This is a genomic window from Pseudomonas avellanae BPIC 631, from assembly GCF_000444135.1.
Taxonomy (GTDB): domain Bacteria; phylum Pseudomonadota; class Gammaproteobacteria; order Pseudomonadales; family Pseudomonadaceae; genus Aquipseudomonas; species Aquipseudomonas avellanae.
This window is the reverse complement of sequence record NZ_ATDK01000562.1, coordinates 14,097-36,275: the sequence shown is the minus strand read 5'-3', so window position 1 is coordinate 36,275 and position 22,179 is coordinate 14,097. Positions and strand designations below refer to the sequence as shown.

The 22,179-nt window shown below is 57.6% G+C and carries 24 protein-coding genes, 1 other RNA gene and 1 pseudogene; 13 read left to right on the top strand and 13 right to left on the bottom strand.

Features of this window, described 5'->3' with window-relative positions; all coding sequences use genetic code 11:
• Nucleotides 1-3 precede the first annotated feature (3 nt).
• The 3 genes from ubiH to DW49_RS0125400 form a co-directional block, all read right to left on the bottom strand.
• A complete protein-coding gene (ubiH, locus tag DW49_RS0125410; protein ID WP_003380083.1) occupies nt 4-1,191 on the bottom strand; it encodes a 2-octaprenyl-6-methoxyphenyl hydroxylase in 1,188 nt (395 codons plus the stop codon).
• Nucleotides 1,188-2,522: a Xaa-Pro aminopeptidase gene (gene pepP, locus DW49_RS0125405; protein ID WP_005621371.1), complete on the bottom strand. Its 1,335-nt coding sequence runs from the start codon at nt 2,520-2,522 to the stop codon at nt 1,188-1,190. The genes ubiH and pepP overlap by 4 nt, the downstream gene beginning before the upstream one ends.
• A 75-nt stretch (nt 2,523-2,597) precedes the next feature.
• Nucleotides 2,598-3,152 carry a YecA/YgfB family protein gene (locus DW49_RS0125400; protein ID WP_005621372.1) on the bottom strand — a complete coding sequence of 185 codons (555 nt, stop codon included), beginning with the start codon at nt 3,150-3,152 and terminating at the stop codon, nt 2,598-2,600.
• Between the two features lie 150 nt (nt 3,153-3,302).
• Between DW49_RS0125400 and DW49_RS0125395 the strand changes: the two genes are divergently transcribed.
• The 4 genes from DW49_RS0125395 (at nt 3,303) to DW49_RS0125385 (ending at nt 4,753) form a co-directional block, all read left to right on the top strand.
• A complete protein-coding gene (locus DW49_RS0125395; protein WP_005621374.1) occupies nt 3,303-3,512 on the top strand; it encodes a TIGR02449 family protein in 210 nt (69 codons plus the stop codon).
• The gene (locus tag DW49_RS0125390; protein WP_003380079.1) at nt 3,509-3,838 is read left to right on the top strand and encodes a cell division protein ZapA; all 330 of its coding nucleotides are present in this window, start codon (nt 3,509-3,511) and stop codon (nt 3,836-3,838) included. The genes DW49_RS0125395 and DW49_RS0125390 overlap by 4 nt, the downstream gene beginning before the upstream one ends.
• A 30-nt stretch (nt 3,839-3,868) precedes the next feature.
• Nucleotides 3,869-4,047: non-coding RNA, 6S RNA (gene ssrS, locus DW49_RS1000000131265), on the top strand.
• Between the two features lie 94 nt (nt 4,048-4,141).
• Nucleotides 4,142-4,753, top strand: coding sequence for a 5-formyltetrahydrofolate cyclo-ligase (locus DW49_RS0125385; RefSeq protein ID WP_005621375.1), 612 nt, complete (start codon nt 4,142-4,144; stop codon nt 4,751-4,753).
• Between the two features lie 46 nt (nt 4,754-4,799).
• Here DW49_RS0125385 and DW49_RS1000000133220 read toward each other — a convergent pair whose 3' ends face one another.
• Nucleotides 4,800-4,952 (bottom strand): hypothetical protein, encoded by a 153-nt coding sequence (locus DW49_RS1000000133220; RefSeq protein ID WP_004655149.1) that lies wholly within the window; start codon nt 4,950-4,952, stop codon nt 4,800-4,802.
• Between the two features lie 193 nt (nt 4,953-5,145).
• Here DW49_RS1000000133220 and DW49_RS0125375 point away from each other — a divergent pair, with 193 nt between their 5' ends.
• Complete coding sequence (locus DW49_RS0125375) at nt 5,146-5,595, top strand: EVE domain-containing protein (RefSeq protein WP_024420400.1); 450 nt, start codon at nt 5,146-5,148, stop codon at nt 5,593-5,595.
• Nucleotides 5,596-5,602: 7 nt separating this feature from the next.
• Here the strand turns inward: DW49_RS0125375 and DW49_RS0125370 are convergent, their stop codons facing one another.
• Complete coding sequence (locus DW49_RS0125370) at nt 5,603-6,010, bottom strand: flagellar basal body-associated protein FliL (RefSeq protein WP_005621377.1); 408 nt, start codon at nt 6,008-6,010, stop codon at nt 5,603-5,605.
• 130 nt (nt 6,011-6,140) lie between these two features.
• Between DW49_RS0125370 and DW49_RS0125365 the strand changes: the two genes are divergently transcribed.
• The 6 genes and pseudogenes from DW49_RS0125365 (at nt 6,141) to DW49_RS1000000131260 (ending at nt 11,823) form a co-directional block, all read left to right on the top strand.
• Entirely contained in the window at nt 6,141-7,127 is a 987-nt protein-coding gene (locus tag DW49_RS0125365; RefSeq protein ID WP_005621379.1) for an NADPH:quinone oxidoreductase family protein, read from the top strand.
• An 844-nt stretch (nt 7,128-7,971) separates the two neighbouring features.
• Nucleotides 7,972-9,620: pseudogene (locus tag DW49_RS0125350) on the top strand (S-type pyocin domain-containing protein).
• A complete protein-coding gene (locus DW49_RS0125345) occupies nt 9,617-9,886 on the top strand; it encodes a bacteriocin immunity protein (protein WP_020312367.1) in 270 nt (89 codons plus the stop codon). The pseudogene DW49_RS0125350 and the gene DW49_RS0125345 overlap by 4 nt, the downstream one beginning before the upstream one ends.
• A gap of 82 nt (nt 9,887-9,968) precedes the next feature.
• The gene (locus tag DW49_RS0125340) at nt 9,969-10,256 is read left to right on the top strand and encodes a bacteriocin immunity protein (protein WP_024420147.1); all 288 of its coding nucleotides are present in this window, start codon (nt 9,969-9,971) and stop codon (nt 10,254-10,256) included.
• 48 nt (nt 10,257-10,304) lie between these two features.
• Nucleotides 10,305-11,033 (top strand): hypothetical protein, encoded by a 729-nt coding sequence (locus tag DW49_RS0125335; RefSeq protein WP_003380062.1) that lies wholly within the window; start codon nt 10,305-10,307, stop codon nt 11,031-11,033.
• A 211-nt stretch (nt 11,034-11,244) separates the two neighbouring features.
• Nucleotides 11,245-11,823 (top strand): hypothetical protein, encoded by a 579-nt coding sequence (locus tag DW49_RS1000000131260; RefSeq protein ID WP_229687535.1) that lies wholly within the window; start codon nt 11,245-11,247, stop codon nt 11,821-11,823.
• Between the two features lie 288 nt (nt 11,824-12,111).
• Here DW49_RS1000000131260 and DW49_RS0125320 read toward each other — a convergent pair whose 3' ends face one another.
• Nucleotides 12,112-12,747, bottom strand: coding sequence for a hypothetical protein (locus DW49_RS0125320; protein ID WP_005621386.1), 636 nt, complete (start codon nt 12,745-12,747; stop codon nt 12,112-12,114).
• Entirely contained in the window at nt 12,744-13,400 is a 657-nt protein-coding gene (locus DW49_RS0125315; RefSeq protein ID WP_005621388.1) for an energy transducer TonB, read from the bottom strand. Before DW49_RS0125315 ends, DW49_RS0125320 begins: the two co-directional genes overlap by 4 nt.
• A 273-nt stretch (nt 13,401-13,673) precedes the next feature.
• Here DW49_RS0125315 and glpT point away from each other — a divergent pair, with 273 nt between their 5' ends.
• Entirely contained in the window at nt 13,674-15,023 is a 1,350-nt protein-coding gene (gene glpT / locus DW49_RS0125310) for a glycerol-3-phosphate transporter (RefSeq protein WP_005621390.1), read from the top strand.
• On the opposite strand, the gene DW49_RS0125305 is transcribed toward glpT, so the two are convergent.
• The 6 genes from DW49_RS0125305 to DW49_RS0125280 form a co-directional block, all read right to left on the bottom strand.
• Nucleotides 15,024-15,692, bottom strand: coding sequence for a gamma-glutamylcyclotransferase (locus DW49_RS0125305; protein WP_003380057.1), 669 nt, complete (start codon nt 15,690-15,692; stop codon nt 15,024-15,026).
• Nucleotides 15,693-15,900: 208 nt separating this feature from the next.
• The gene (locus DW49_RS0125300; protein WP_005621392.1) at nt 15,901-16,869 is read right to left on the bottom strand and encodes a CDP-6-deoxy-delta-3,4-glucoseen reductase; all 969 of its coding nucleotides are present in this window, start codon (nt 16,867-16,869) and stop codon (nt 15,901-15,903) included.
• Nucleotides 16,869-18,335 carry a 4-hydroxy-3-polyprenylbenzoate decarboxylase gene (gene ubiD, locus DW49_RS0125295; protein ID WP_024420150.1) on the bottom strand — a complete coding sequence of 489 codons (1,467 nt, stop codon included), beginning with the start codon at nt 18,333-18,335 and terminating at the stop codon, nt 16,869-16,871. Before ubiD ends, DW49_RS0125300 begins: the two co-directional genes overlap by 1 nt.
• Before the next feature lie 128 nt (nt 18,336-18,463).
• Nucleotides 18,464-19,723 carry a transcription termination factor Rho gene (gene rho, locus DW49_RS0125290; RefSeq protein ID WP_002551560.1) on the bottom strand — a complete coding sequence of 420 codons (1,260 nt, stop codon included), beginning with the start codon at nt 19,721-19,723 and terminating at the stop codon, nt 18,464-18,466.
• Between the two features lie 231 nt (nt 19,724-19,954).
• Nucleotides 19,955-20,296 carry a thioredoxin TrxA gene (gene trxA / locus DW49_RS0125285; protein WP_005621398.1) on the bottom strand — a complete coding sequence of 114 codons (342 nt, stop codon included), beginning with the start codon at nt 20,294-20,296 and terminating at the stop codon, nt 19,955-19,957.
• 121 nt (nt 20,297-20,417) lie between these two features.
• Nucleotides 20,418-21,122 (bottom strand): FadR/GntR family transcriptional regulator, encoded by a 705-nt coding sequence (locus DW49_RS0125280; protein ID WP_003380050.1) that lies wholly within the window; start codon nt 21,120-21,122, stop codon nt 20,418-20,420.
• A gap of 250 nt (nt 21,123-21,372) precedes the next feature.
• On the opposite strand from DW49_RS0125280, the gene DW49_RS0125275 reads away from it, so the two are divergent.
• Nucleotides 21,373-22,158, top strand: coding sequence for a transporter substrate-binding domain-containing protein (locus DW49_RS0125275; RefSeq protein ID WP_005621400.1), 786 nt, complete (start codon nt 21,373-21,375; stop codon nt 22,156-22,158).
• The last annotated feature ends 21 nt before the right edge of the window (nt 22,159-22,179 follow it).

Sequence of the window (22,179 nt, the reverse complement as noted above, 5' to 3'; positions counted from 1 at the left end):
GAGTCAAACATCGGATCGAGTCCCCAGACCCATTGCCTGACGCGCAAACCAGCGCTTGGCGGCGGGCAAGAGGTCCAGCCCCAGCAAGCCGAGGTTGCGTCCGGTGGTGACGGCCGACTGAGTGCTGCCGAACAGCCGCGTCACCTTGTCGGAGAAACCCACGGTCAATTGCTGATCCTGACGCTGGCGTTCGCGGTAGAGCTGCAGAGTCGGCAGATCGCCGAGCGGCGCGTCGCTCTCCAGCAGCGTCTGGGCCAGTGCATCGGCGTCGCGCAGGGAAAGGTTGAACCCCTGCCCGGCAATCGGGTGCAGGCTGTGCGCCGCGTTGCCCAGAATGACCAGATGCGAGCGCACTTGCTCCTCGGCCTCGACCAGCGCCAACGGGTAGACATGCCGCGCGCCGACTTGACGCAGGGTGCCGAGGCGATAACCGAACACGCCTTGCAGCTCTTCCAGAAAACTGCGGTCGTCGAGTTCGGCAAGGCGTTGAGTGTCGTTGCCCGGTCGCGTCCAGACCAGCGCACAGCGATTGTCCGGCAATGGCAGCAAGGCCATCGGCCCGTCGTCGGTGAAACGTTCGAACGCCTGCCCGCAATGCGCCTCGCCCGGCGTGATGTTGGCGATCAGCGCGCTTTGATCGTAAGGCCGCTGCCGCACACCGATACCCAGTTGCTCGCGCAGGCTGGAACGACCGCCATCGGCGAGCACGGCCAGATCGCATTCCAGCTCGGTTTCATCACTGAGGGTCAAGCGATAACCATCGGCCAGCGGCTGCATCTGCCTGACCTCGGCCGGCACGCGCCAACTGACTACGTCTCGGTCCAGCCCCGCCCAGAGCGCCTGACCGAGCCAGGCGTTTTCCACAACATAGCCGAGCGCCGGAACGCCCTCTTCGATTGCAGACAAGCGGGTCGCGCCGAAGCGGCCGCGGTCCGACACCTGAATTTGCAGAATGGGCTCGGCACGTCGGGAGATCTGCTGCCAGAGGCCCAGACGTTCGTAGATCCGCCGTGCGCCGAACGACAGCGCTGAAGAACGCGCGTCGTAGCTGGGTTGCCAGGCGTCTCCCGGGGCGAAGGGTTCGATAAGCACGATCTTCCAGCCACGCGCCTTGGCACCGGCCTGCAGCGCAAGCGCAAGGCTTGCACCAACCAACCCGCCGCCCACGATGGCAATATTGAAGCGGCTCATGCGACCTGCACCCTGGCAGCGGCCATCAACGCCTCGATCTCGGCCACGGTCTTGGGCACGCCGCCGGACAGAACTTCACAGCCCTGTCGGGTTACCACAACGTCATCCTCGATTCGCACGCCAATACCTCGCCATTTCTTCGGGACTTCCAGGTTGTCGGGGGATATGTAGATTCCCGGTTCGACGGTCAGCGTCATGCCAACCTCCAGTACGCGCCACTCGCCGCCGACCTTGTACTCGCCGACGTCGTGCACGTCCATGCCCAGCCAGTGTCCGGCACGGTGCATGTAAAACATCTTGTAGGCCTCACTCTCGATCAACTGATCGACATCGCCGCGCAGCAGGCCCAACTCGACCAGCCCTGCGGTAATAACCTGGACCGTTGCTTCGTGCGCCTGGTTCCAGTGCCTGTCGGGGCCGATGGCGTCAAACGCTGCGTGCTGAGACTTGAGCACCAGTTCATAAATGGCTTTTTGCTCGGGCGAAAACGTGCCGCTCACCGGAAAGGTGCGGGTGATGTCACTGGCGTAACAATCGATTTCGCAGCCTGCGTCAATCAGCACCAGATCGCCATCGCGCAGAACAGCATCGTTCTGCTGGTAATGCAGGATGCAACTGTTGCGACCCGAGGCGACGATGGAGCCGTAGGCCGGCATCTTCGAGCCGCCCTTGCGGAACTCGTAATCCAGCTCGGCTTCAAGGCTGAACTCATGCAGACCGGCACGGCAGGCCTGCATCGCACGCACATGGGCACGCGCCGAGATGTCTGCCGCACGGCGCATGACTTTGACTTCCGCCGCCGACTTGTAGAGGCGCATGTCATGCAGCAGATGATCCAGCGCAACGAATTCCTTGGGCGGCTGGGCACCGAGGTGCGCCTTGGAGCGGATCACGTTGATCCAGTCCATCAGGTGCCGGTCGAATTCGGGGTTGCTGCCCATCGCCGAATACACCCGGTCACGGCCTTCGATCAGCCCCGGCAGAATTTCGTCGATGTCGTTGATCGGGAAAGCATCATCCGCACCGAAATCGCGAATCGCACCTTCCTGCCCGGCGCGCAAGCCATCCCACAGTTCACGTTCGGGATTGCGCTCACGACAGAACAACACGTACTCGCCATATTCGCGTCCGGGAATCAGCACCACCACCGCTTCGGGCTCGGGAAAGCCGCTCAGGTACTGGAAGTCGCTGTCCTGCCGGTAGACATGCTCGACATCACGATTACGAATCGCCACCGCAGCGGCCGGCAGAATGGCGATGCTGTTTGGCTCCATCTGCGCCATCAGGGCCTTGCGACGGCGGGCGTATTCGGCCTTCGGAATCTGGGTCATGGGCAGCGGGAGTCCTGATAAAGTCCACCGGCCCGGGCGGTTGCCAGCCCGGGCCGGTGTCGCAATGATGGGCTATCAGTGCAGGGAAGGCTTGGGTTGCGGCTCGGCAGGCTCGTTGAACTCGGTGAACAGCAGCAGCGGCGCAACACGCATGTATTCCATGACTTCCATGTAGTCGGTCTCGCCGTCCTCGGACTCTTCCAGCGCGTCCTGCACCTGAGCAATGGCAGCCAGGTCTTCGAGCACGGCTTTCGCTTCGCTGCCCAGAACCTTGTCACCGATGGCCAGACCAAAGCCTGCGAGGAAACCCTGACACCACTGGCCCAGCGCGGCGGCGCGCTCGGTGAGCGGCTCGTCGTCACCCGGCAGCAACAGCACGACGGTCATGTCATCGCCGGTGAGTTCGCCCTTGACCATCTCTTGCAGGCCGACAAGCGCTGCACGAATGTTGTCTTGCGGCTCGGTTTCCAGCAGCATCGAGGCGTCGGCGAACCAGCCTTCGTTATCGAAGCCGGCGCCCGCGCAACTGCGGCCCAACAGCAGACCGTGCAGCTCGGCAGGGGATACTTTATGGCCACCGCTATTGAGCAGGGTGGCGAACGCTTTATACGGAGAATTCTGAATGGGCATGGGTAGCTAGTCGCCAAACGGCGCAATGTCTAGAATGAAGGCCTTGTATCCTAGACTATCCGCGCGACAAGATCACCCGGACGGCGGTTCGAGCTTGACGATAAGCATCGCTCCCCCTGCCATTCATCAGAAAGTATTCAGTGGAAAACAATGGAAGACACCGACCTGCAAGCGCTGATGAAACGTGTGGAGCTGCTCCTGAAGTATGCCGAGCAACTTAAAGGCCAAAACGCACTCCTAATAGCTCAGGAAAAGTCCTGGCGCGAGGAACGCGCCCAACTCATTGAAAAAAACGAAATCGCCCGGCAGAAGGTCGAGTCAATGATTTCGCGCCTCAAAGCCCTGGAGCAAGACTCATGAGCAATGGCAACAGCGTTACCGTTCAGATCCTCGACAAGGAATACTCGATCATCTGCCCTCAGGAAGAGCGCACCAACCTGGTCAGCGCCGCCCGTTACCTGGATGGCAAAATGCGTGAAATCCGCAGCAGCGGCAAAGTCATCGGCGCCGATCGCATCGCCGTCATGGCCGCCCTCAACATCACTCACGACCTGCTGCACAAAGAGCATCTGCCTGACGTACAGAGCAGCGGCTCGACCCGCGAACAGGTTCGCGATCTGCTCGACAAGGTCGATCTGGTACTGGCCACAGACACGCCTGGCACACCGGATTCAACTCGGGGCTGATTATTGCGGGGCATTTCTGTATACTCGCGCTGCTCCCTGGAGTGCTTGCCAGTCGGTCATGTCCCTGAGCCGATACGCACAACCACGGGGGTTGCACGTTGGGGTTGGTGTGCATGTCCGCTCGACGGAAAGCCTTAAAACCTCCTGCAATCTCCACCTTGAACTTTCGGGTTCAAGGGCTACACCGACAGCGGTTCGTCGGGGAGTCCATATTCAATCCGTTGCCAGCCCTGCTGTCTGGCAACGACGATCCTGCTCTGGTTTCAACCTCCTTTCCGGATCAGCCTGCATGACCTCTTGCTCATGATCAGCGCCCAATCGCTTACACGTCCGCAACTGCGCCGCCAGCTACGCAAGGCGCGCAGAGTGCTCACTCGCAGCCAGCAACGCGAAGCCGCCCGCGGCCTCTATCAGCAGTTGGCGCAACACCCGCTGTTCCGGCGTGCCCGGCACGTCTCCCTGTACCTGCCGATGGACGGCGAGATCGACCCACGCCTGTTGCTGCGCGAAGCACAGCGTCGCGGCAAGGCGACTTACCTGCCGGTGCTCAACGCATGGCCACGCACCCGCATGGTTTTCCAGCGTGTGCGTCCCGGCGAGAAATTCATCCCCAATCGCTTTCGCATTCCCGAACCGCGCATCAACCGCGCCAGGCAACGCCCCGTGTGGGCACTCGACCTGATACTGATGCCGCTGGTGGGTTTCGATGACGAAGGCGGTCGCCTGGGCATGGGTGGCGGCTTTTACGACCGCAGCCTGGCGTATCTGGCGCGCAGAAAAACCTGGCGCAAGCCGGTATTGCTGGGTTTGGCTCATGAGTGTCAGAAAGTGGATCGACTGGCGCAGGCCAGTTGGGATGTACCGCTACAGGGCACTGTATCGAACAAGCAATGGTATTTGACGCAGAGGCTCTGATCGTTTCAGCCAGTCAGGCGCTCGACGATCAGAGTAGAGACAGGGCTCAATGCCTGCCGGGGACTTTTTGCTGTTGCTGGGTAATCTCGACGGGAGCGTCATCCTTGCTGGTCCACAAGCTCTGTGCATAACCGGTCGTCACAACACCCAAGCCAAACAAAATAACCAGAATCCAGAGTAAATCAGGCTTGCGTTTCATTGACTGCCCTCCTTAGGCAAATCAATACGATGTCAGCATCGGTTTTGTAGAGGCCGTGCAGCAGCGTGGAGCTTTAAAGGGCGGCATTTTGCGGTAACGTGAACCAGTACGCAAATAGTGGCGCAAGCCGACTGTCGGTTTGTCATCAAACGGTTGGTAATACCGTGAACCTTTTGTCTCTGGAGCAAGCGCAATGGCCTACTGGCTGATGAAATCCGAGCCTGACGAATTCTCGATCAGCGACCTGCAACGACTGGGCAAAGCTCGCTGGGACGGTGTACGCAACTATCAGGCGCGTAATTTTCTGAGAGCCATGGCCGAGGGCGACGAATTCTTTTTCTACCATTCCAGTTGCCCGGAGCCGGGAATTGCCGGTATCGGCAAAATCGTCAAAACCGCTTACCCAGACCCCACCGCACTGGACCCCGACAGCCACTATCACGATGCCAAGGCCACTACGGAGAAAAACCCGTGGAGTGCCATCGATATCGGGTTTGTGGATATCTTCAAGAACGTATTGGGGCTGGGCTATCTGAAACAGCAAAGCCAGCTTGAGCAACTGCCTCTGGTGCAAAAAGGCAGCCGACTGTCAGTCATGCCAGTCACCGCCGAACAATGGGCGGCGATCCTGGCACTGCGCTGACAGAGACTTACTGAACGATGAAGTTATTGAACAGCAAGTCTTCGACAATCGGCTTGCCTTCTTCATCATTCATGACGCGCTGAACCTGCTTGAGCGCTTCCTGACGAATGTTTTCCTTCGCTTCTGCGCTGCTCATCGAATCAACCGTCTGCTGAGTGAACAGCGACACCAGTTGATTGCGGATCAAGGCGTCATTGCGCTTCACCGCCGCCTCGGCATCGGCACCGGTTACACGTAAAGCAATGTCTGCCTTGTAGACACGCAGTTTGGGGCCGCCATCCAGCGCGTAGTTGCCCACGAACGGCGGCGTCAGCGAGACATAAGCCGCTTTGGGCGGGCCGCCTTCTTCCTTGGCCTCTTCCTGCGCCATGGCGGGCAATGACAAGGCCAGCAATACCAGAATCCACGCTTTCACAGTCCACTCCTTAATACGGTTTGCCACGTAGCTTACAGCTTATGTGTGTTTATCAGGCAGGGCCATGCTTGTTGACCCGGGAACCCGCTTAACTGACTTTATCGGCCATTACCGGAAAAGGAATAGCCCGATGAAAGCCCTGTTATGCAAAGCCTTCGGTCCTGCCAGCACGCTGGTGCTGGAAGACGTGCCCAGCCCCGAGATCAAAAAGAACGAAATCCTCCTTGATGTGCACGCTGCCGGGGTGAATTTTCCCGACACGTTGATCATAGAAGGCAAATACCAGTTCAAACCACCCTTCCCCTTCTCACCGGGCGGCGAGGCCGCAGGCGTGATTGCGGCAGCCGGTGAAAAAGTCACCCATTTCAAACCTGGCGACCGCGTGATGGCCCTCACCGGCTGGGGCAGCTTTGCCGAACAGGTCGCCGTGCCTCACTACAACGTGCTGCCGATCCCGCAGAGCATGGACTTCACCACCGCCGCTGCATTCAGCATGACTTACGGCACCTCCATGCACGCCCTCAAGCAACGCGCCAACCTGCAACCTGGCGAAACCCTGCTGGTGCTCGGCGCATCCGGTGGCGTGGGCCTGGCCGCCGTGGAAATCGGCAAAGCCCTCGGTGCACGCGTCATCGCCGCCGCCAGCAGCGCCGAGAAACTCGAGGTCGCCAGAAACGCCGGTGCAGACGATCTGATCAACTACAGCGAAACCAGCCTCAAGGACGAAGTAAAGCGCCTCACCAACGGCAACGGCGCCGACGTGATCTACGACCCGGTCGGCGGCGACCTCTTCGACCAAGCCATCCGCGCCATCGCCTGGAACGGCCGCCTGCTGGTCGTCGGCTTCGCCAGCGGCCGCATCCCGGACCTGCCCGTCAACCTGACCCTGCTCAAGGGCGCATCGGTGGTCGGCGTGTTCTGGGGCTCGTTTGCTCAGCGGCAACCGCAAGACAACGCGGCGAACTTCAAGCAGTTGTTTGCGTGGTTTGAAGAAGGGAAGTTGAAGCCGCTGGTGTCGACGGTTTACCCGCTGGAACGGGCTGGGGAGGCGATTGATTTGTTGGGTGGGCGTAGGGCTGTGGGGAAGGTGGTGGTGTTGGTAGGCAAGACTGCCTGAAACTCACTCAAAAACATGCGAAATTACCTGACATGTGGGACCGAGCCAGGCGACGCTTCGCTTGCTCGCGAAAGCGTATTTACAAGGCAGCAAAACCCTTTTGTTCCAATGCTCGCGCATGCATTTCTGGACACTGTGCATCAAATGCGTCATGGCGCGAATGGTGACGCGGAGCCCCACGAAAGGCATTCCTACTGACGAGTTCGGAACGAAAGGTGTCTGTGCGATCTTCACCGGCTGCACTGACCTCTTCGTGAGCAAGCTCACTCCCACAAGTACGCGGCGCTCACGATGTCCGTGACTGACGCTTTGTGCGCGCTGAGAAAAAAACCTCATACTGCTCGCGTCGCCTTCTTTATTGGAAAGTAAGCACGGAAAACATATAAACCACTCAGCATCATTAAATAATCACAGCGACCTTATTTCTGACTTGAAAACTGCAAATCCACCAGACAATATAAATCAGAAAAATACCAAATTATCCATACATAATTATGACCTTTTAGAAAAAAGCCTTTGTTAGCCTATCGCCATACAAACAAAAGGAAATTGTATGAGCGATAATATGAGTAACGATGATCCTCCTGAAAAAAATATATATGTCACTGAAGGCAACGATAATAAACCTGGAAAGACAGGATCAGATGGAAACCAGAATGGATTTGGCCAAGGCTCCGGGAACGGTTCTGGTGGTGGTTTTGGTGGCTTAGGCAATAAAGGAGCCAGAAGGGCAGCGCTCGCTCGTGCCCGCGCAAAAAAGGAAGCCAAGGCTTTAGCTCGGCGGCAAGAAGCGGAACAAGCAGCTCACCAACTAAGGTTACAGGCTGAGGCACATGCCCAGGCAATGGTAGAAGCCGCCGAGCGAGAACGTATTGAAGCGCAAGTACGTGCACAGGCCGAAAAGGATCAGGCCCATCGACTGGCTCTTGAAGCGCTGACAAATGCCTATCCGTCGTTACAATCTGGATTTGCACAAAACTATTTACTAGCTTCTGCATCGCTGCCGAATACTCTTCAAAAAGAAATAGCGCCGGATCATGACCTGAATGTTGATTACCCAAGCGACAAGCAGGCTCTTGAACTGATACTTCAGAAGAAACCCGCGTCAACTACTTACTCACAACCAAACAGCCGTTACTGGAAGAACGTCGCACTCAGGCTCTGAGTCTGACCGGTCAAGAACTTGAACATGCTACACAAAAAGACCACCTGAACTATCTGGTGCACTACAGCCAGGGGGATCCTCAACGTGTGCAACAGGCCCATGAAGCGTGGGTAAACGCTTTATCTCAAACCTACGAAGCAAAGCTTCTTGCCGATTCGATCACGCTGCTCAATGAGCAATCAGCAGCGCTGTCCATGCGTCATGCTGAATTGTCGCTGGCCAACAAGGCGGCGAGTCAGCATGCGGAGCGGGCATCAGTGCGACAGGCCGCTGGCATCGACACGCTGTGGTCAGCTGTTGCCCCCGCTGCAACCACCACTGCAGCATCGGGCATCAGAACCATTGCGACCAACATCGTGAAGGACCAGCTCATCAGGGTTGCGACCAGAACGCTGGGCAGCAATCTGGTTACGTTGTTGGCGATGTATCCACAACCGCTGGGCGACTCCGAGCTGCCGCCTGCTGTGATCGCCACACCTCTGTCGCAGCTCAACCTGCCACCGCATATCGATCTGCAATACCTTGCCAGCGTCAAAGGCACGCTGGATGTGCCTCATCGGCTGATGTCCCACGAAGCCGGAACAAGCGGCGCTGTGCGCTGGGTGTCTGCGGACGGTGTGACCGTCGGCACCAAGGTGCGTGTAAGAAGTTTCACCTACAACGCACAGAACAATTCCTACGAGTTTATCCGTGACGGGGAATCGACACCGGCACTGATATGGACGCCAATAGCACAACCGGCGGACAGTTCCACAAGCTCACCCGCAGGGCCACCCGCGTTGCCGAAAGATCCAGGCAACGTGGTGACACCTTTTGTACCCGAGCTTGAAGCTTACCCGGCGATTGATAGAGATGATCCTGATGATTACATTCTCATCTCACCCATTGATTCCGGGCTGCCGAACACCTACCTGCTGTTCAAGGACCCGAGGTCGATTCCGGGGGTTGCGAGTGGGTATGGTGAGGCGGTGACAGCTACCTGGCTGAGAGGGTCGACCGCAAGTCAACCGACGCCCATTCCTTCGAGTATCGCGGAAAAGCTGAGAGGGCGACCATTCACAAGTTTTGACAAATTGAGGGAAGCGATCTGGTTGGAAGTATCAAAAGACCCGGAGTTGAGCCGACAGCTTGGGAAAGCAAGCCTTAGAGAGGTATCAGAGAAACGCGCCCCCTATGTCCCAGCAGAACATCAAATAGGCAAACGCTTGAAATATGAGATTCACCACAACCACTGGGTCAAAGAAGGTGGAGCAGTTTACGATTTGGACAACTTGATTATCATGACACCAAAAGACCATATTCAAACTCACAGGAAACAAAATCAATGAAATTAAAATCAGAGCTAAGTGAATACACAGAAGCCGAGTTCATGGAGATTTTAAATGAGCTATTTAATGGAGTGAGTGACAAAAAAAACAACAATGAAGAATATGTTATCAGTCTTGTACAGCACATTACAGAGGTGACAGAGCACCCAGAAAAATCGGATCTTATATGTTATCCACCTGAGAATCGCGAGGACAGCGCTGCCGGAGTCATGAAAGAAATAAAAGAATGGCGAGCTAAAAATGGCAAGCCGGGATTCAAAACGTAAAATCCGAAATCGATCACAGGAACAAAATTACAAATGGCGAATCGGCATCTGGGGCCTATGGCACCAGAACTACGTATGCAACATGATAAAAATTGACCACAATTATATAAAAGAAAAACTTGAAGACTATACCGAAGCTGAGTTCATGGAAGTCTTGAACGAGCTTTTTAACGGCGTAAGCGCTACCAAAGAAAATGCTGAAGAATACGTTATTAGCCTTGTCGACCACATTACAGAAGTGACAGAGCATCCAGAAAAATCGGACCTATTGTATTACCCACCCGAAGGCCGAGAGGATAGCGCCGCAGGAGTCATGAAAGAAATAAAAGAGTGGCGAGCAAAAAATGACAAGCCCGGATTCAAAAATTAAGTACCCATTACACTATCAGCTCAACCACCATAAAAAAGGAAATCACTCATGGAAGAACTACGTCATCACCTACAGCAATTACCTGGCGATCTACAAGCCGAGATTGCGGCTCACGTCGGCGACTGGGGCGGGATGAATTATATTGAAATAACTGACAAACACATACATGCCGCCAACCATCTGATCAGCAGTAAACGAGCACTTGTGCGGCCGACAGATATCGAGTTTGCCAATACGCCTAAGGAAAAGATGCGCACCGCACCCGGGAATGGCGGCCTTGTGGATTTGGTAGCCGAAGTCAGATCTTTCATAGACAGCGTTTTTGACAGCGTTCTTGTTTTGGAAAACTTCAAGCGCAGCATCGAAGACTTACTTGCCAGGCTATTAGAACTTGGTCGTCAACACGCTGAGCGCCTTGCTCAAGAAGCCGCACAACGCCAAGCAGAAGAAGCTGCTCGACGGCATGCAGAAGAACAAGCTGCCCAGCAACGGGCCATAGAGGCTGCGTTACAACTTGCACAGCGTCAGGTCGAAGAAGCGGAGCACGCACTGGCCCTACGCAACGCCGAGGAAACTCGCACCAGAGAGGCCGAATCCCGTCATGCGGTCGAGGTGACGTTTGGACCTGAGGCATCGCGAGAAATCGATGACGCGATCAAAGTACTGAGAGGCACTATCGAAATCGCGATCACAGACTTCTCGAACGCGATCAACCCTCACGGCGCGCTCGACATGAGCCGGCTCGAAACGATTCAGAATATGAGCACTACTCACTAATCTCTCGTGACAAGGCCGGGGCCAAGGCGATGATGCCTTGGCCCCGGCACTGTGCATCAAGTGGAACTGATGCAAGCCTTCAAAACAGACCCGACCGTTACTCAGGTCATGCTCGGCCCTGACCTCTACGCCGCCTTGAAATAACTGATAGCAACTTCGCCGTTAACACGAATAAAGCTGTGAGAAAATAGCCGCTTTCCCGACTCGGGCCTTGCTTGTTACGGACGACTTGATTTTGTCAGCATTAACGCCGCCGACCGGGCCTGACCTGGCTTATCAGGCTACACCAACTGTTTTGGCCGCGGCGGATATGCCGACAGCTTATGATTTTTCCACTCTAGACAAAGATTATTGCATCCCTCACCCGACCTCAGGAGAGTTGAGCTTCGGTTACATTTCTATGTACGAGAGCCGCAATCTGACTTTGCCAGGCGGAGAAATCTATTTGCGTGTAGGTAAGCATTTCGGCTTCAGTAGCGGCTTTGGGGTCAACCATATTTGGCAGGGGCACGGTCATCAACTGGCCAAGTCTGGCTGCAAAACCATTCAGGATGCATCTGCATTTGTTGCCGGAATTTTGAGCGCAGGCGCCCAGATTTATTGCGAGGGTTATCAGACGCGTGATGGACATCGACTCACAGTCGTACGCAATGCCAAAGGGTGCGCAATTTTGTCGCCACAAGAAGAAGCTGAACGAGGGTTTTTCTACTCGGTGGTCACTGCCTACAAAATACTCAGGAGGCGACCGGCGATCAGAGTAGGGACACTGAAACCAAAAAAAGCGCCATAGGCGCCTTTTTTAGAGTACGAGAGGGCTGGTAGTCGCAGCGCTTGCTTAGCACGTCCAGACACGGGGCCTGAAAGGGGTCGAAAGCCAACCGTTGTCGCCAGTTGCCGCTACCGCACGAGTGACGCCTCGCACAATCCACACCTGCTCGCCAGTATCGTCATTGAATCGAGCAGGCCCTGCTCTTATTGAGCCCTCGCGAACATTCTGATGAAACACAGGGTCGTCGTCAACCACAGGGCCGCATTCTGAAATGGCTTTGGTCCTGGTACTTCACTGACACTCCCCTTCCTACAAAGCATTCCTCACATTCTCCGGCAAATAATCCACGTACCTGCGCGTCGGATTCTTTTGACATTGAGCGACAATACTCAGCGCCGCCTCCCGCAGCGCAACAACCAGTGCCTGACGCTCGTCCAGGGTGAGGAATTGCTCTATGACCGGACCGCTCGACAGGTAAAGCTCTGTTCGCGTTATCACGTCCGGCTTGACGTCCTTGCGCCATTTGCGACCCTCGAACATTTCCCTATTCAACTGCCAGCACAACTCCTGCTTCAGCTCGGCATTGGATGTCAGCGGCGGGTTGGTGTGTGGTCGCCCTGTGAAGGTAAACGTGACCGTGACTGCTTCGCCCTCGGGATGAGAGTCCGGTGGCTCCCAGGGTTCGAAGGTCCATTGTTCAACAGCACTTCGGGTCAGGCTGATGAACCTCGGATCAGTTGCCCCCCGCACTTCGAGGAAGCGCACGCCGCCATCGGCCTGAATGAAAATCCTGACGGTGACACTGTTTTTTACCAAGGTATGACGCATCGACGCCGGATAGTCCGGCTCCGGCATGTACAACGGCACCGGATACGACGGCAATGCCTGTGCGGCCCCCGCCCAAAGCAGCCCCGCAAGCATAATCACGCTCAGCCCGCGGCTCATTCGCTGCCCTCAGCCAGCCCCACCATCAACACCCTGACTGGCGCAGGCAGGTAATTCCCATACCGGTGGTCAGGGTTGCTTCGGCAGTTGCTCACCACTGCCGGTATCGCTGCACCCAGTTGTTCCAGCAACGCCTTGCGCTCGGGCTCAGTGCGCTGGTGCGCAACATGGCTGCCGAACAAGGCTTGCCCGGTGTAGGAAAACACGTCGACCTTACTCAGCGGTTCCTTGGGATAGTCCTGGCGGGCGGATTTCACTTCGTGGTTGAGGTAGCCGCAACGGATGTTGCCGAGGCCGACGGTGACTTCGGTGTTGAAGCGCCGATAGCCGTGGGAGCCGAAAATCACCGGGACGGTGATGGTGGCCAGCGGGGGCGCGCCGACGGTGCCGATCCAGGGTTTGTAGCGCCACTGGCGGAGCGTTTGCTCCACCGCTTCGGTGAGCTGTGGGTGGCCGCTCTCTATGGCCCTGACTTCGCGGACCTGGCCGTCGGATTTTACCCACAGTTGCGCCCGAACCTTGCCTGCGTAGCGGGTCTTGATCAACTCAGCGGGAAAAACCGGTGTCGGCGTGTGCATCGGCACAAGAAATGACTCGGCTGCGCTGACAGGCAGGGTCAGCGCTGCGGCAATCATGATCGCGGAAATTCTCATTGTTGTATGGGCTCATCGTCTTGGTGCGCCCCGTTGGCGCAATGACGACGATGGTAGAAGGCCGCCGACAGGCCCGTAAGCACACGTCTTCCGATAGACCTGTAGGAGTAATCCCAAACGTTTGAAACACATACAAACATTCGCCCAATGTTCATAAAAGAACAGGCAAACGTCCGCATTTCCTACAAAGAATCAGCCCGGAGGCACTGCTTTTTTCTGTAATGAAAATGTAATATTCGCATTCGCAAAAAAACAATAATCAGGAGCTTCTCCATGTTCGGGTTTTTCCGCCCCGCCAGACACCAGGCACCCCTTCCCGAAGAAAAAGTCGATAGCACTTATCGGCGTCTGCGCTGGCAGATCTTCGCAGGCATCTTTATCGGCTACGCCGGCTACTATTTGCTGCGCAAGAATTTCTCGCTGGCGATGCCGTATCTGATCGACGAAGGCTACACGCGCGGCCAACTGGGCCTGGCGATGTCTGCCATTGCGATTGCCTACGGTTTGTCGAAATTCCTCATGGGGATCATTTCGGATCGCTCCAACCCGCGTTACTTTCTGCCGTTCGGCCTGCTGGTGTCTGCCGGGATCATGTTCATCTTCGGCTTCGCGCCGTGGGCGACGTCCAGTGTCACGATCATGTTCGTGCTGCTGTTCATCAATGGCTGGGCGCAGGGCATGGGTTGGCCGCCGAGTGGGCGGACGATGGTGCACTGGTGGTCGCAGAAAGAGCGCGGCGGTGTGGTGTCGGTGTGGAACGTGGCGCACAACGTGGGCGGCGGCCTGATTGGTCCGCTGTTTCTGCTGGGTATGGGCTGGACCAACGACTGGCATGCAGCTTTCTATGTGCCGGCGGCGGTTGCGCTGCTGGTGGCGGTATTCGCCTTCGCCACGATGCGCGACACGCCGCAATCGGTGGGCCTGCCGCCTATCGAGCACTACAAGAACGATTACCCGGAAGGCTACGATGAAAGCCACGAGGAAGAATTCAGCGCTCGGGAAATCTTCGTCAAGTACGTGCTGCGCAACAAATTCCTGTGGTACATCGCCATGGCCAATGTGTTCGTCTATCTGCTGCGCTACGGCGTGCTGGACTGGGCACCGACCTACCTGAAAGAAGCCAAGCACTTCACGGTCGACAAGACCTCATGGGCTTACTTTCTGTACGAGTGGGCAGGTATTCCGGGCACGCTGCTGTGCGGCTGGATGTCGGACAAGATCTTCAAGGGCAATCGCGGCCTGACCGGCATGGTGTTCATGTTTCTGGTGACCATTGCCACGCTGGTGTACTGGCTGAACCCTGAAGGCAACCCGACCGTCGACATGATCGCGCTGGTGTCCATCGGCTTCCTGATCTACGGCCCGGTGATGCTGATCGGTTTGCAGGCACTGGAACTGGCACCCAAGAAGGCGGCGGGCACGGCAGCGGGCTTTACCGGGCTGTTTGGCTATCTGGGTGGCTCTGTCGCGGCGAGCGCGGCGATGGGCTACACGGTTGACCACTTCGGCTGGGATGGCGGCTTCGTGCTGCTGATCGGCGCGTGCATTCTGGCGATGGTGTTCCTTGCGCCAACGCTGCGGCACAAACAGGTCGCCAGTACGTCCCGCGACATCAAAGGCTAGTCAGGCAGTCTCTGACTTGCAGCGCTTGAGCCGCGCCTCCAGATTAAGGTCTGGCATGGCGTGGCTACGCAGCGCCTTGGCGGTCTGCTCCACGTAATCGCGAGTGGTCCCGTAACGTCCGCTCGCGCTGGCCAGCACCTGGCTGAGCACGCTGTCTGGCAGGTTGCCCGCATAGCTGGGCAAATGCCGCTCCAGCACGAACCCCAATGCCTGTACCTGTCGGCCGTCCTCAAGGCGGCAGTTGAGCCAGTGCGGCCGGTATGAGGGATAAGGCATTTCGCGCTCCCACAAGGCCAGCAGCGACTTCTCGAGGCAATCATCCGGCAGGCGATAGGCGAAACCGGTGCATGAGCCGCCGCGGTCCAGCCCGAATACCAGGCCAGGGACTTCCGGCGTGCCGCGATGTTCGTGCGACCACAGGTAAAGCCCGCGGTGATAACCGTGCACTCGACCGCGCTGGCTCTCTACGGCGGTGCACTCGGGACGCCAGATCAGCGACCCGTAAGCGAACAGCCAGACCGGACCGCCCTTGTGGCGGCGCATGGTGGCGCTCATGGATGCGAGCAGTTGCTCGCGGGTGAGCTGTGGGCCCATGTCGATGATGGGCGGGTACGTCAGACCGAGGCCGTCGTGCACTGCAGCGGCCAACTCGTTGATTGGGTTCTCCATTTGCCTCCCTGACAGTCTGGCTGTCAGTTTTTACCGAGCCCCGCTGACTCGCTCATGGGTGAGCGGCATCAGGGTGTCGTGGTTCGGTTGTTGCCACAGACCACAGGCCTGTCTTTTCAAAAAGGCATCTGGCGACTCGTTGACATCGCCAGACGCTATAAGCAGTTGTAGCAATTTACACTCCAGTTATACAGCCGTCAGTCCGGCATCACGGACGTGGTGCGTAGGCAAACACGTCTGCGCGCATCTGATGAGCATCCATACCGGCACTGACAAGCGCGTCCAGCGTCCCGTAAATCATTGCCGGCGAACCGCTGGCGTACACGTGAACCGCCGAGAGATCCTTGATGTCCTCGCAAACTGCCTCGTGCAGCAGACCGCAGCGCCCTTCCCAACCGTACAGATCGCTGACGACCTTGTGCAGGAACAGGTTGGGCAGGGTCGCCCACTCATCCCAGTGGCTGACCTGGTAAAAATCTTCGGGGCGACGCACGCCCCAGTACAGGTGCACAGGATGACTAAAGCCTGTGGAGCGACAGTGCTCAAGCAAACTGTTCATTTGCGCCATGCCCGTACCGGCAGCGATCAGCACCAACGGCCCGTCCGGCAGCTCGGCAAGGTGGGTGTCGCCAAACGGCAGTTCGACCCTTGCCATTTTGTTGCGTTGCAGCTGTTCGATGAGGCTGCGTGCGCTGTCTTCGCGGGCCAGCACGTGCAGCTCCAGCTCACGACCGCTGTGCGGCGCTGATGCGATGGAGAACGCCGATTTCTCGCCGTTCTCCCGCTCGATCATCAGGTACTGCCCGGCGTGATAGCGCGGCGGCTTGCCGGCCGGCGCACGCAGGCCCACACGCCAGACGTCGCCACCGATTTCGACACACTCGCTCAACTGGCAGGCAAAGCTGCGCACCGGCAGTTCACCTTTGGCCAGCACGCCATCCCACAGCACGACGCACGCTGCCAGCGGCTCGGCCACACACGTATGAATCTCGCCGTGATCGAGCACCTGCCCCGATTGCATGACCCGCCCTTCGACCAGCAAGGCCGAGCAGACATGACAGTTACCGTTGCGACAGCTTTGCGGGCATTCATAGCCCAGGCGCTGTGCAGCATCCAGAATCCGCTCGCCCGGCAGGGTTTCGAGTACCGCACCTGAGGGCTGCAAGGTTACGCGCATCAGTCTATTCCCAACTGAGTCCAGATCTCGTCCACCCGACGGGTAGTGGCTTCGTCCTTGACGATCGCCCTGCCCCATTCGCGGCTGGTTTCCCCTGGCCATTTGTTAGTGGCATCCAGGCCCATTTTTGATCCCAATCCAGACACCGGAGAGGCAAAGTCGAGGTAATCGATGGGCGTGTTGTCGATCATGACCGTGTCGCGCTTGGGGTCCATGCGGGTGGTGATTGCCCAGATCACGTCGTTCCAGTCACGCGCATTGATGTCGTCATCGGTGACGATCACAAATTTGGTGTACATGAACTGGCGCAGGAACGACCAGACGCCCAGCATCACGCGTTTGGCATGGCCGGGGTACTGTTTCTTGATGGTCACCACCGCCATGCGGTACGAACAGCCTTCGGGCGGCAGGTAGAAATCGACGATTTCCGGAAACTGCTTCTGCAGGATCGGCACGAACACTTCGTTCAGCGCCACCCCTAGAATAGCCGGTTCGTCCGGTGGACGGCCGGTGTAGGTGCTGTGATAGATCGGTTTGACGCGATGGGTGATGCGCTCGACGGTGAGCACCGGAAAGCTGTCGACTTCGTTGTAATAACCGGTGTGATCGCCGTAAGGGCCTTCGTTGGCCATCTCGCCCGGATGAATCACGCCCTCAAGCACGATTTCGGCGCTGGCCGGTACTTGCAGGTTGCTGCCACGGCACTTGATCAGCTCGGTGCGCGAGCCACGCAGCAGCCCGGCGAAGGCGTATTCGGACAAGCTGTCGGGCACCGGCGTCACGGCACCCAGAATGGTCGCCGGGTCAGCGCCCAGCGCAACGGCCACCGGATAAGGCTCGCCAGGGTGCTTGGCGCACCAGTCGCGGAAGTCCAGTGCGCCGCCGCGATGGCTGAGCCAGCGCATGATGATCTTGTTGCGGCCAATGACCTGCTGGCGATAAATACCGAGGTTCTGCCGCTCCTTGTTCGGGCCTTTGGTCACCGTCAGGCCCCAGGTGATCAGCGGCGCGACATCGCCCGGCCAGCAGGTCTGCACGGGCAACATGCCGAGATCGACGTCATCACCCTCGATGACGATCTCCTGGCAGGGTGCATCCTTGACGACCTTGGGCGCCATGGCGATGACTTTGCGGAAGATGGGCAACTTGGACCAGGCGTCTTTCAGGCCTTTGGGCGGCTCGGGCTCCTTGAGGAACGCCAGCAACTTGCCGATTTCGCGCAGCTCGGTGACGGCTTCCGCGCCCATGCCCATGGCCACGCGCTCGGGTGTGCCGAACAGGTTGCCCAGCACCGGAATATCAAAGCCAACCGGGTTTTCAAACAGCAGGGCCGGGCCTTTGGCGCGCAAGGTACGGTCACAGATTTCAGTCATTTCCAGCACAGGCGAGATCGGCATCTGAATGCGTTTCAACTCTCCGCGCTGCTCCAACTGCTGCACGAAATCCCTTAGATCTTTGAATTTCATTAACCCGGCCATTTATCCAAATAGACGCACATCGTACCTGCTCCCGCCCGCCAAGGCAGCAAATCCGCGGCGCACAGGCAAAAAAAATGGTGCCCCGGAGGACACCATTTTTTGAGCCAGCCTGTCTGTTACTTGCGTTTCATGGACAGGAAGAACTCGTCGTTGGTCTTGGTCTGCTTGAGCTTGTCGATAAGGAACTCGATAGCCGCGACTTCGTCCATCGGGTGCAGCAGCTTGCGCAGGATCCACATGCGCTGCAACTCGTCATCAGCGGTCAACAGCTCTTCGCGGCGTGTGCCGGAGCGGTTGATGTTGATGGCCGGGAACACGCGCTTCTCGGCGATCTTGCGATCCAGAGGCAGCTCCATGTTGCCCGTACCCTTGAACTCTTCGTAGATGACTTCATCCATCTTCGAACCGGTTTCAACCAGTGCGGTGGCGATGATAGTCAGCGAGCCGCCTTCTTCGATGTTTCGCGCAGCACCGAAGAAACGCTTTGGCTTCTCGAGTGCGTGAGCATCGACACCACCGGTCAGTACCTTGCCGGAGCTCGGGATGACGGTGTTGTAGGCGCGCGCCAGACGGGTGATGGAGTCGAGCAGGATAACGACGTCTTTCTTGTGCTCGACCAGGCGCTTGGCCTTCTCGATCACCATTTCGGCAACCTGTACGTGACGGGTTGGCGGTTCGTCGAATGTCGAGGCAACCACTTCGCCGCGCACGGTGCGCTGCATTTCGGTTACTTCTTCCGGACGCTCGTCGATCAACAGAACGATCAGGTGCACTTCCGGGTTGTTACGCGTGATGTTCGACGCGATGTTCTGCAGCATGATGGTCTTGCCCGCTTTTGGCGGAGCAACGATAAGACCACGCTGACCTTTACCGATCGGTGCACACAGATCGATCACACGACCGGTCAGGTCTTCGGTGGAACCGTTACCGGCTTCCATCTTCATGCGAATCGTCGGGAACAACGGCGTCAGGTTCTCGAACAGAATCTTGTTCTTGGCGTTTTCCGGGCGATCGTAGTTGATCGTGTCGACCTTGAGCAGAGCGAAATAACGCTCACCTTCCTTCGGTGGACGGATCTTGCCAACGATGGTGTCGCCGGTACGCAGGTTGAAACGGCGGATCTGGCTAGGGGAGACGTAGATGTCATCCGGGCCGGCCAGGTAGGACGCGTCTGCAGAGCGCAGGAAACCGAAGCCGTCCTGGAGAATCTCCAGCACGCCATCACCGGATATTTCCTCGCCACTTTTGGCGTGCCGTTTAAGCAGGGAAAAAATGACGTCCTGCTTACGCGAACGGGCCATATTTTCGATGCCAGCCTGTTCGGCCATTTCGAGCAATTCGGTAATCGGCTTTTGCTTGAGTTCAGTCAGGTTCATATGGGGAATGACGTAATCATGTATGGAGGGGGAAATTAAGCTTTTGGCTTAATGAGGCCGCGCCGCAGAAAAGGCGACAGGATCGCGTACTAAATCGAAAGGAGAGCGTCGGCGACGGCTAGCAGGGGGCAACGGAGAAGCCGTTGCGGGGCCGAATGTACCACCTGATTTTCCAGGCGTCTAGTACGACACCCGAAAAAAACCCCGCTATTTGCGGGGCTTTGAAGCGCTTCACACGGGGACGACATCGTTAGCAGTGAGAAACGCGGCCAGCTGCGACCTCGACAGAGCGCCCACTTTGGTCGCTTCGACGTTGCCATTCTTGAACAGCATCAGCGTCGGGATACCACGCACGCCATGCTTGGCCGGGGTTTCCTGATTTTCGTCGATGTTCAGTTTGGCAATGGTCAGTTTGCTGGCATAGGTAGTGGCAATTTCGTCCAGTACCGGGGCAATCATCTTGCACGGGCCACACCACTCAGCCCAGTAATCAACAAGTACAGCACCATCAGCCTTGAGTACGTCGGCTTCAAAGCTGGCGTCGGTGACGTGTTTGATCAGGTCGTTGCTCATGGAAGTCTCCGAGGTCATAGGCTAAAAACGACGCTCATCATAGCGGGCCTCAAGTCATTCAGGAAGCGAAGGTTCATTGACTCTGGCTATGGTGGCGCATGACGGGCGTTATCAAGGGCTTTCAGCCGGAGGGCGAAACGAACACGATACCGGTGCGCAGCGCTGCGCCTCGTATGTGCTCCTGCATGGCTTTTTGCGCAGGCCCCGACGCATGGCGGGCCAGCGCGCGAAGGATCTTGCGATGCTCTTGCCAGGTTTCCATGACCCTGGCCGCACGTATGAACGGCATTTTCTGGCTTTCGAGAAAAATATCGGCGCCTGCGGTGACGATCCCCAACATAGCCTGATTGCCACTCGCGACCAGAATATGCCGATGGAACTCGAAATCCAGCCGGGCCGCGGCCTCGAAGTCGCCGCCGCGCAACTCCAGGCGCATGGCTTCGACGTTGTCTTCCAGTACGTCGCGCTCGTCGGCGGTCAGGGTCACGGCGGCCAGGCCCGCAGCGAAACCTTCCAGCGCATAACGCAGCTGGAAGGTATCAGCGGGGGAAACCTGAGCGTCGAACGGCCAGGAAAATCCGCCCGTGCGCTGTTCTGGTTCAGAAATCGATTGCACGAACACGCCTTTACCGGGCTGAACGCTGACCACGCCCAACGCGCTGAGCGATGAAAGGGCTTCGCGCAGCGATGCACGACTGACACCCAGCAAAACCGCCAGATCGCGCTGCGACGGCAGGCTTTCGCCAGGCTTGTACCCTTGCTCGGCAATCAACTTGCGAATGGCCCGCAGGGCTGATTCGGGTACTGCGAGTGAAGTGTTAGGCATCACTGTTCAGGCCAGTCAGTCCAGTAAAAATTCCTTTTAACGTCATCCCGGCAATTGGGCAAGCGACGCCCAGCGCTGGGGCGGCCGGGGCTTGAGGCGCGCCAAAGCGGGGCGCGCGCGCCGCCAACTGGTCAGACCAGTAAGACCGTAATCACACTGCAAACCTTGAGTTATGGCGCGTTACGAGCGGATGGCATGCGCTGTGCACTGGAGACTGGCCAACATCTTTCGTTTCGCCCGGAGCCTTCACATGACCAAGCGTTACAGCGCCTTGCTTACTGCCTTGTTTGCCAGTCTGATGCTGAGTCAGACACCCGCCCACGCCAACGGCCTGGACGACGTTGTAGCGCGTGGCACCTTGAAGGTGGCCGTTCCGCAGGACTTCCCGCCCTTTGGCTCGGTCGGCCCGGACATGAAGCCACGCGGCCTGGACATCGACACAGCGCAATTGCTGGCCGACAGGCTGAAGGTCAAGCTGGAACTGACGCCGGTCAACAGCACCAACCGCATTCCGTTTCTGACCACCGGCAAGGTTGATCTGGTGATCTCCAGCCTGGGCAAGAACCCGGACCGCGAGAAAGTCATCGATTTCTCCCGCGCTTATGCACCGTTCTACCTGGCTGTGTTCGGCCCGCCTGATTCTCCGGTCAAGGACATCGCTGACCTGAAAGGCAAGACCATCAGTGTTACCCGTGGCGCGATCGAAGACATCGAGCTGTCGAAAGTTGCACCGGAAGACGCAACCATCAAACGTTTCGAGGACAACAATTCGACCATCGCCGCCTACCTGGCCGGCCAGACCGACCTGATCGCCAGCGGTAACGTGGTGATGGTCGCAATCAGCGAGCGCAACCCTAAGCGCATTCCCGCGCTGAAAGTGAAACTCAAGGATTCGCCTGTTTATGTTGGCGTGAACAAAGGCCAGCCAGAGCTGCTGAGCAAGGTCAACGAGATCCTCAACGCCGCCAAGGCTGACGGTACGCTGGAAAAAGCGTCCGTGACCTGGCTGAAGGAACCACTGCCCGCCGATCTCTGATCACCGCTTTCCGGTCACAGG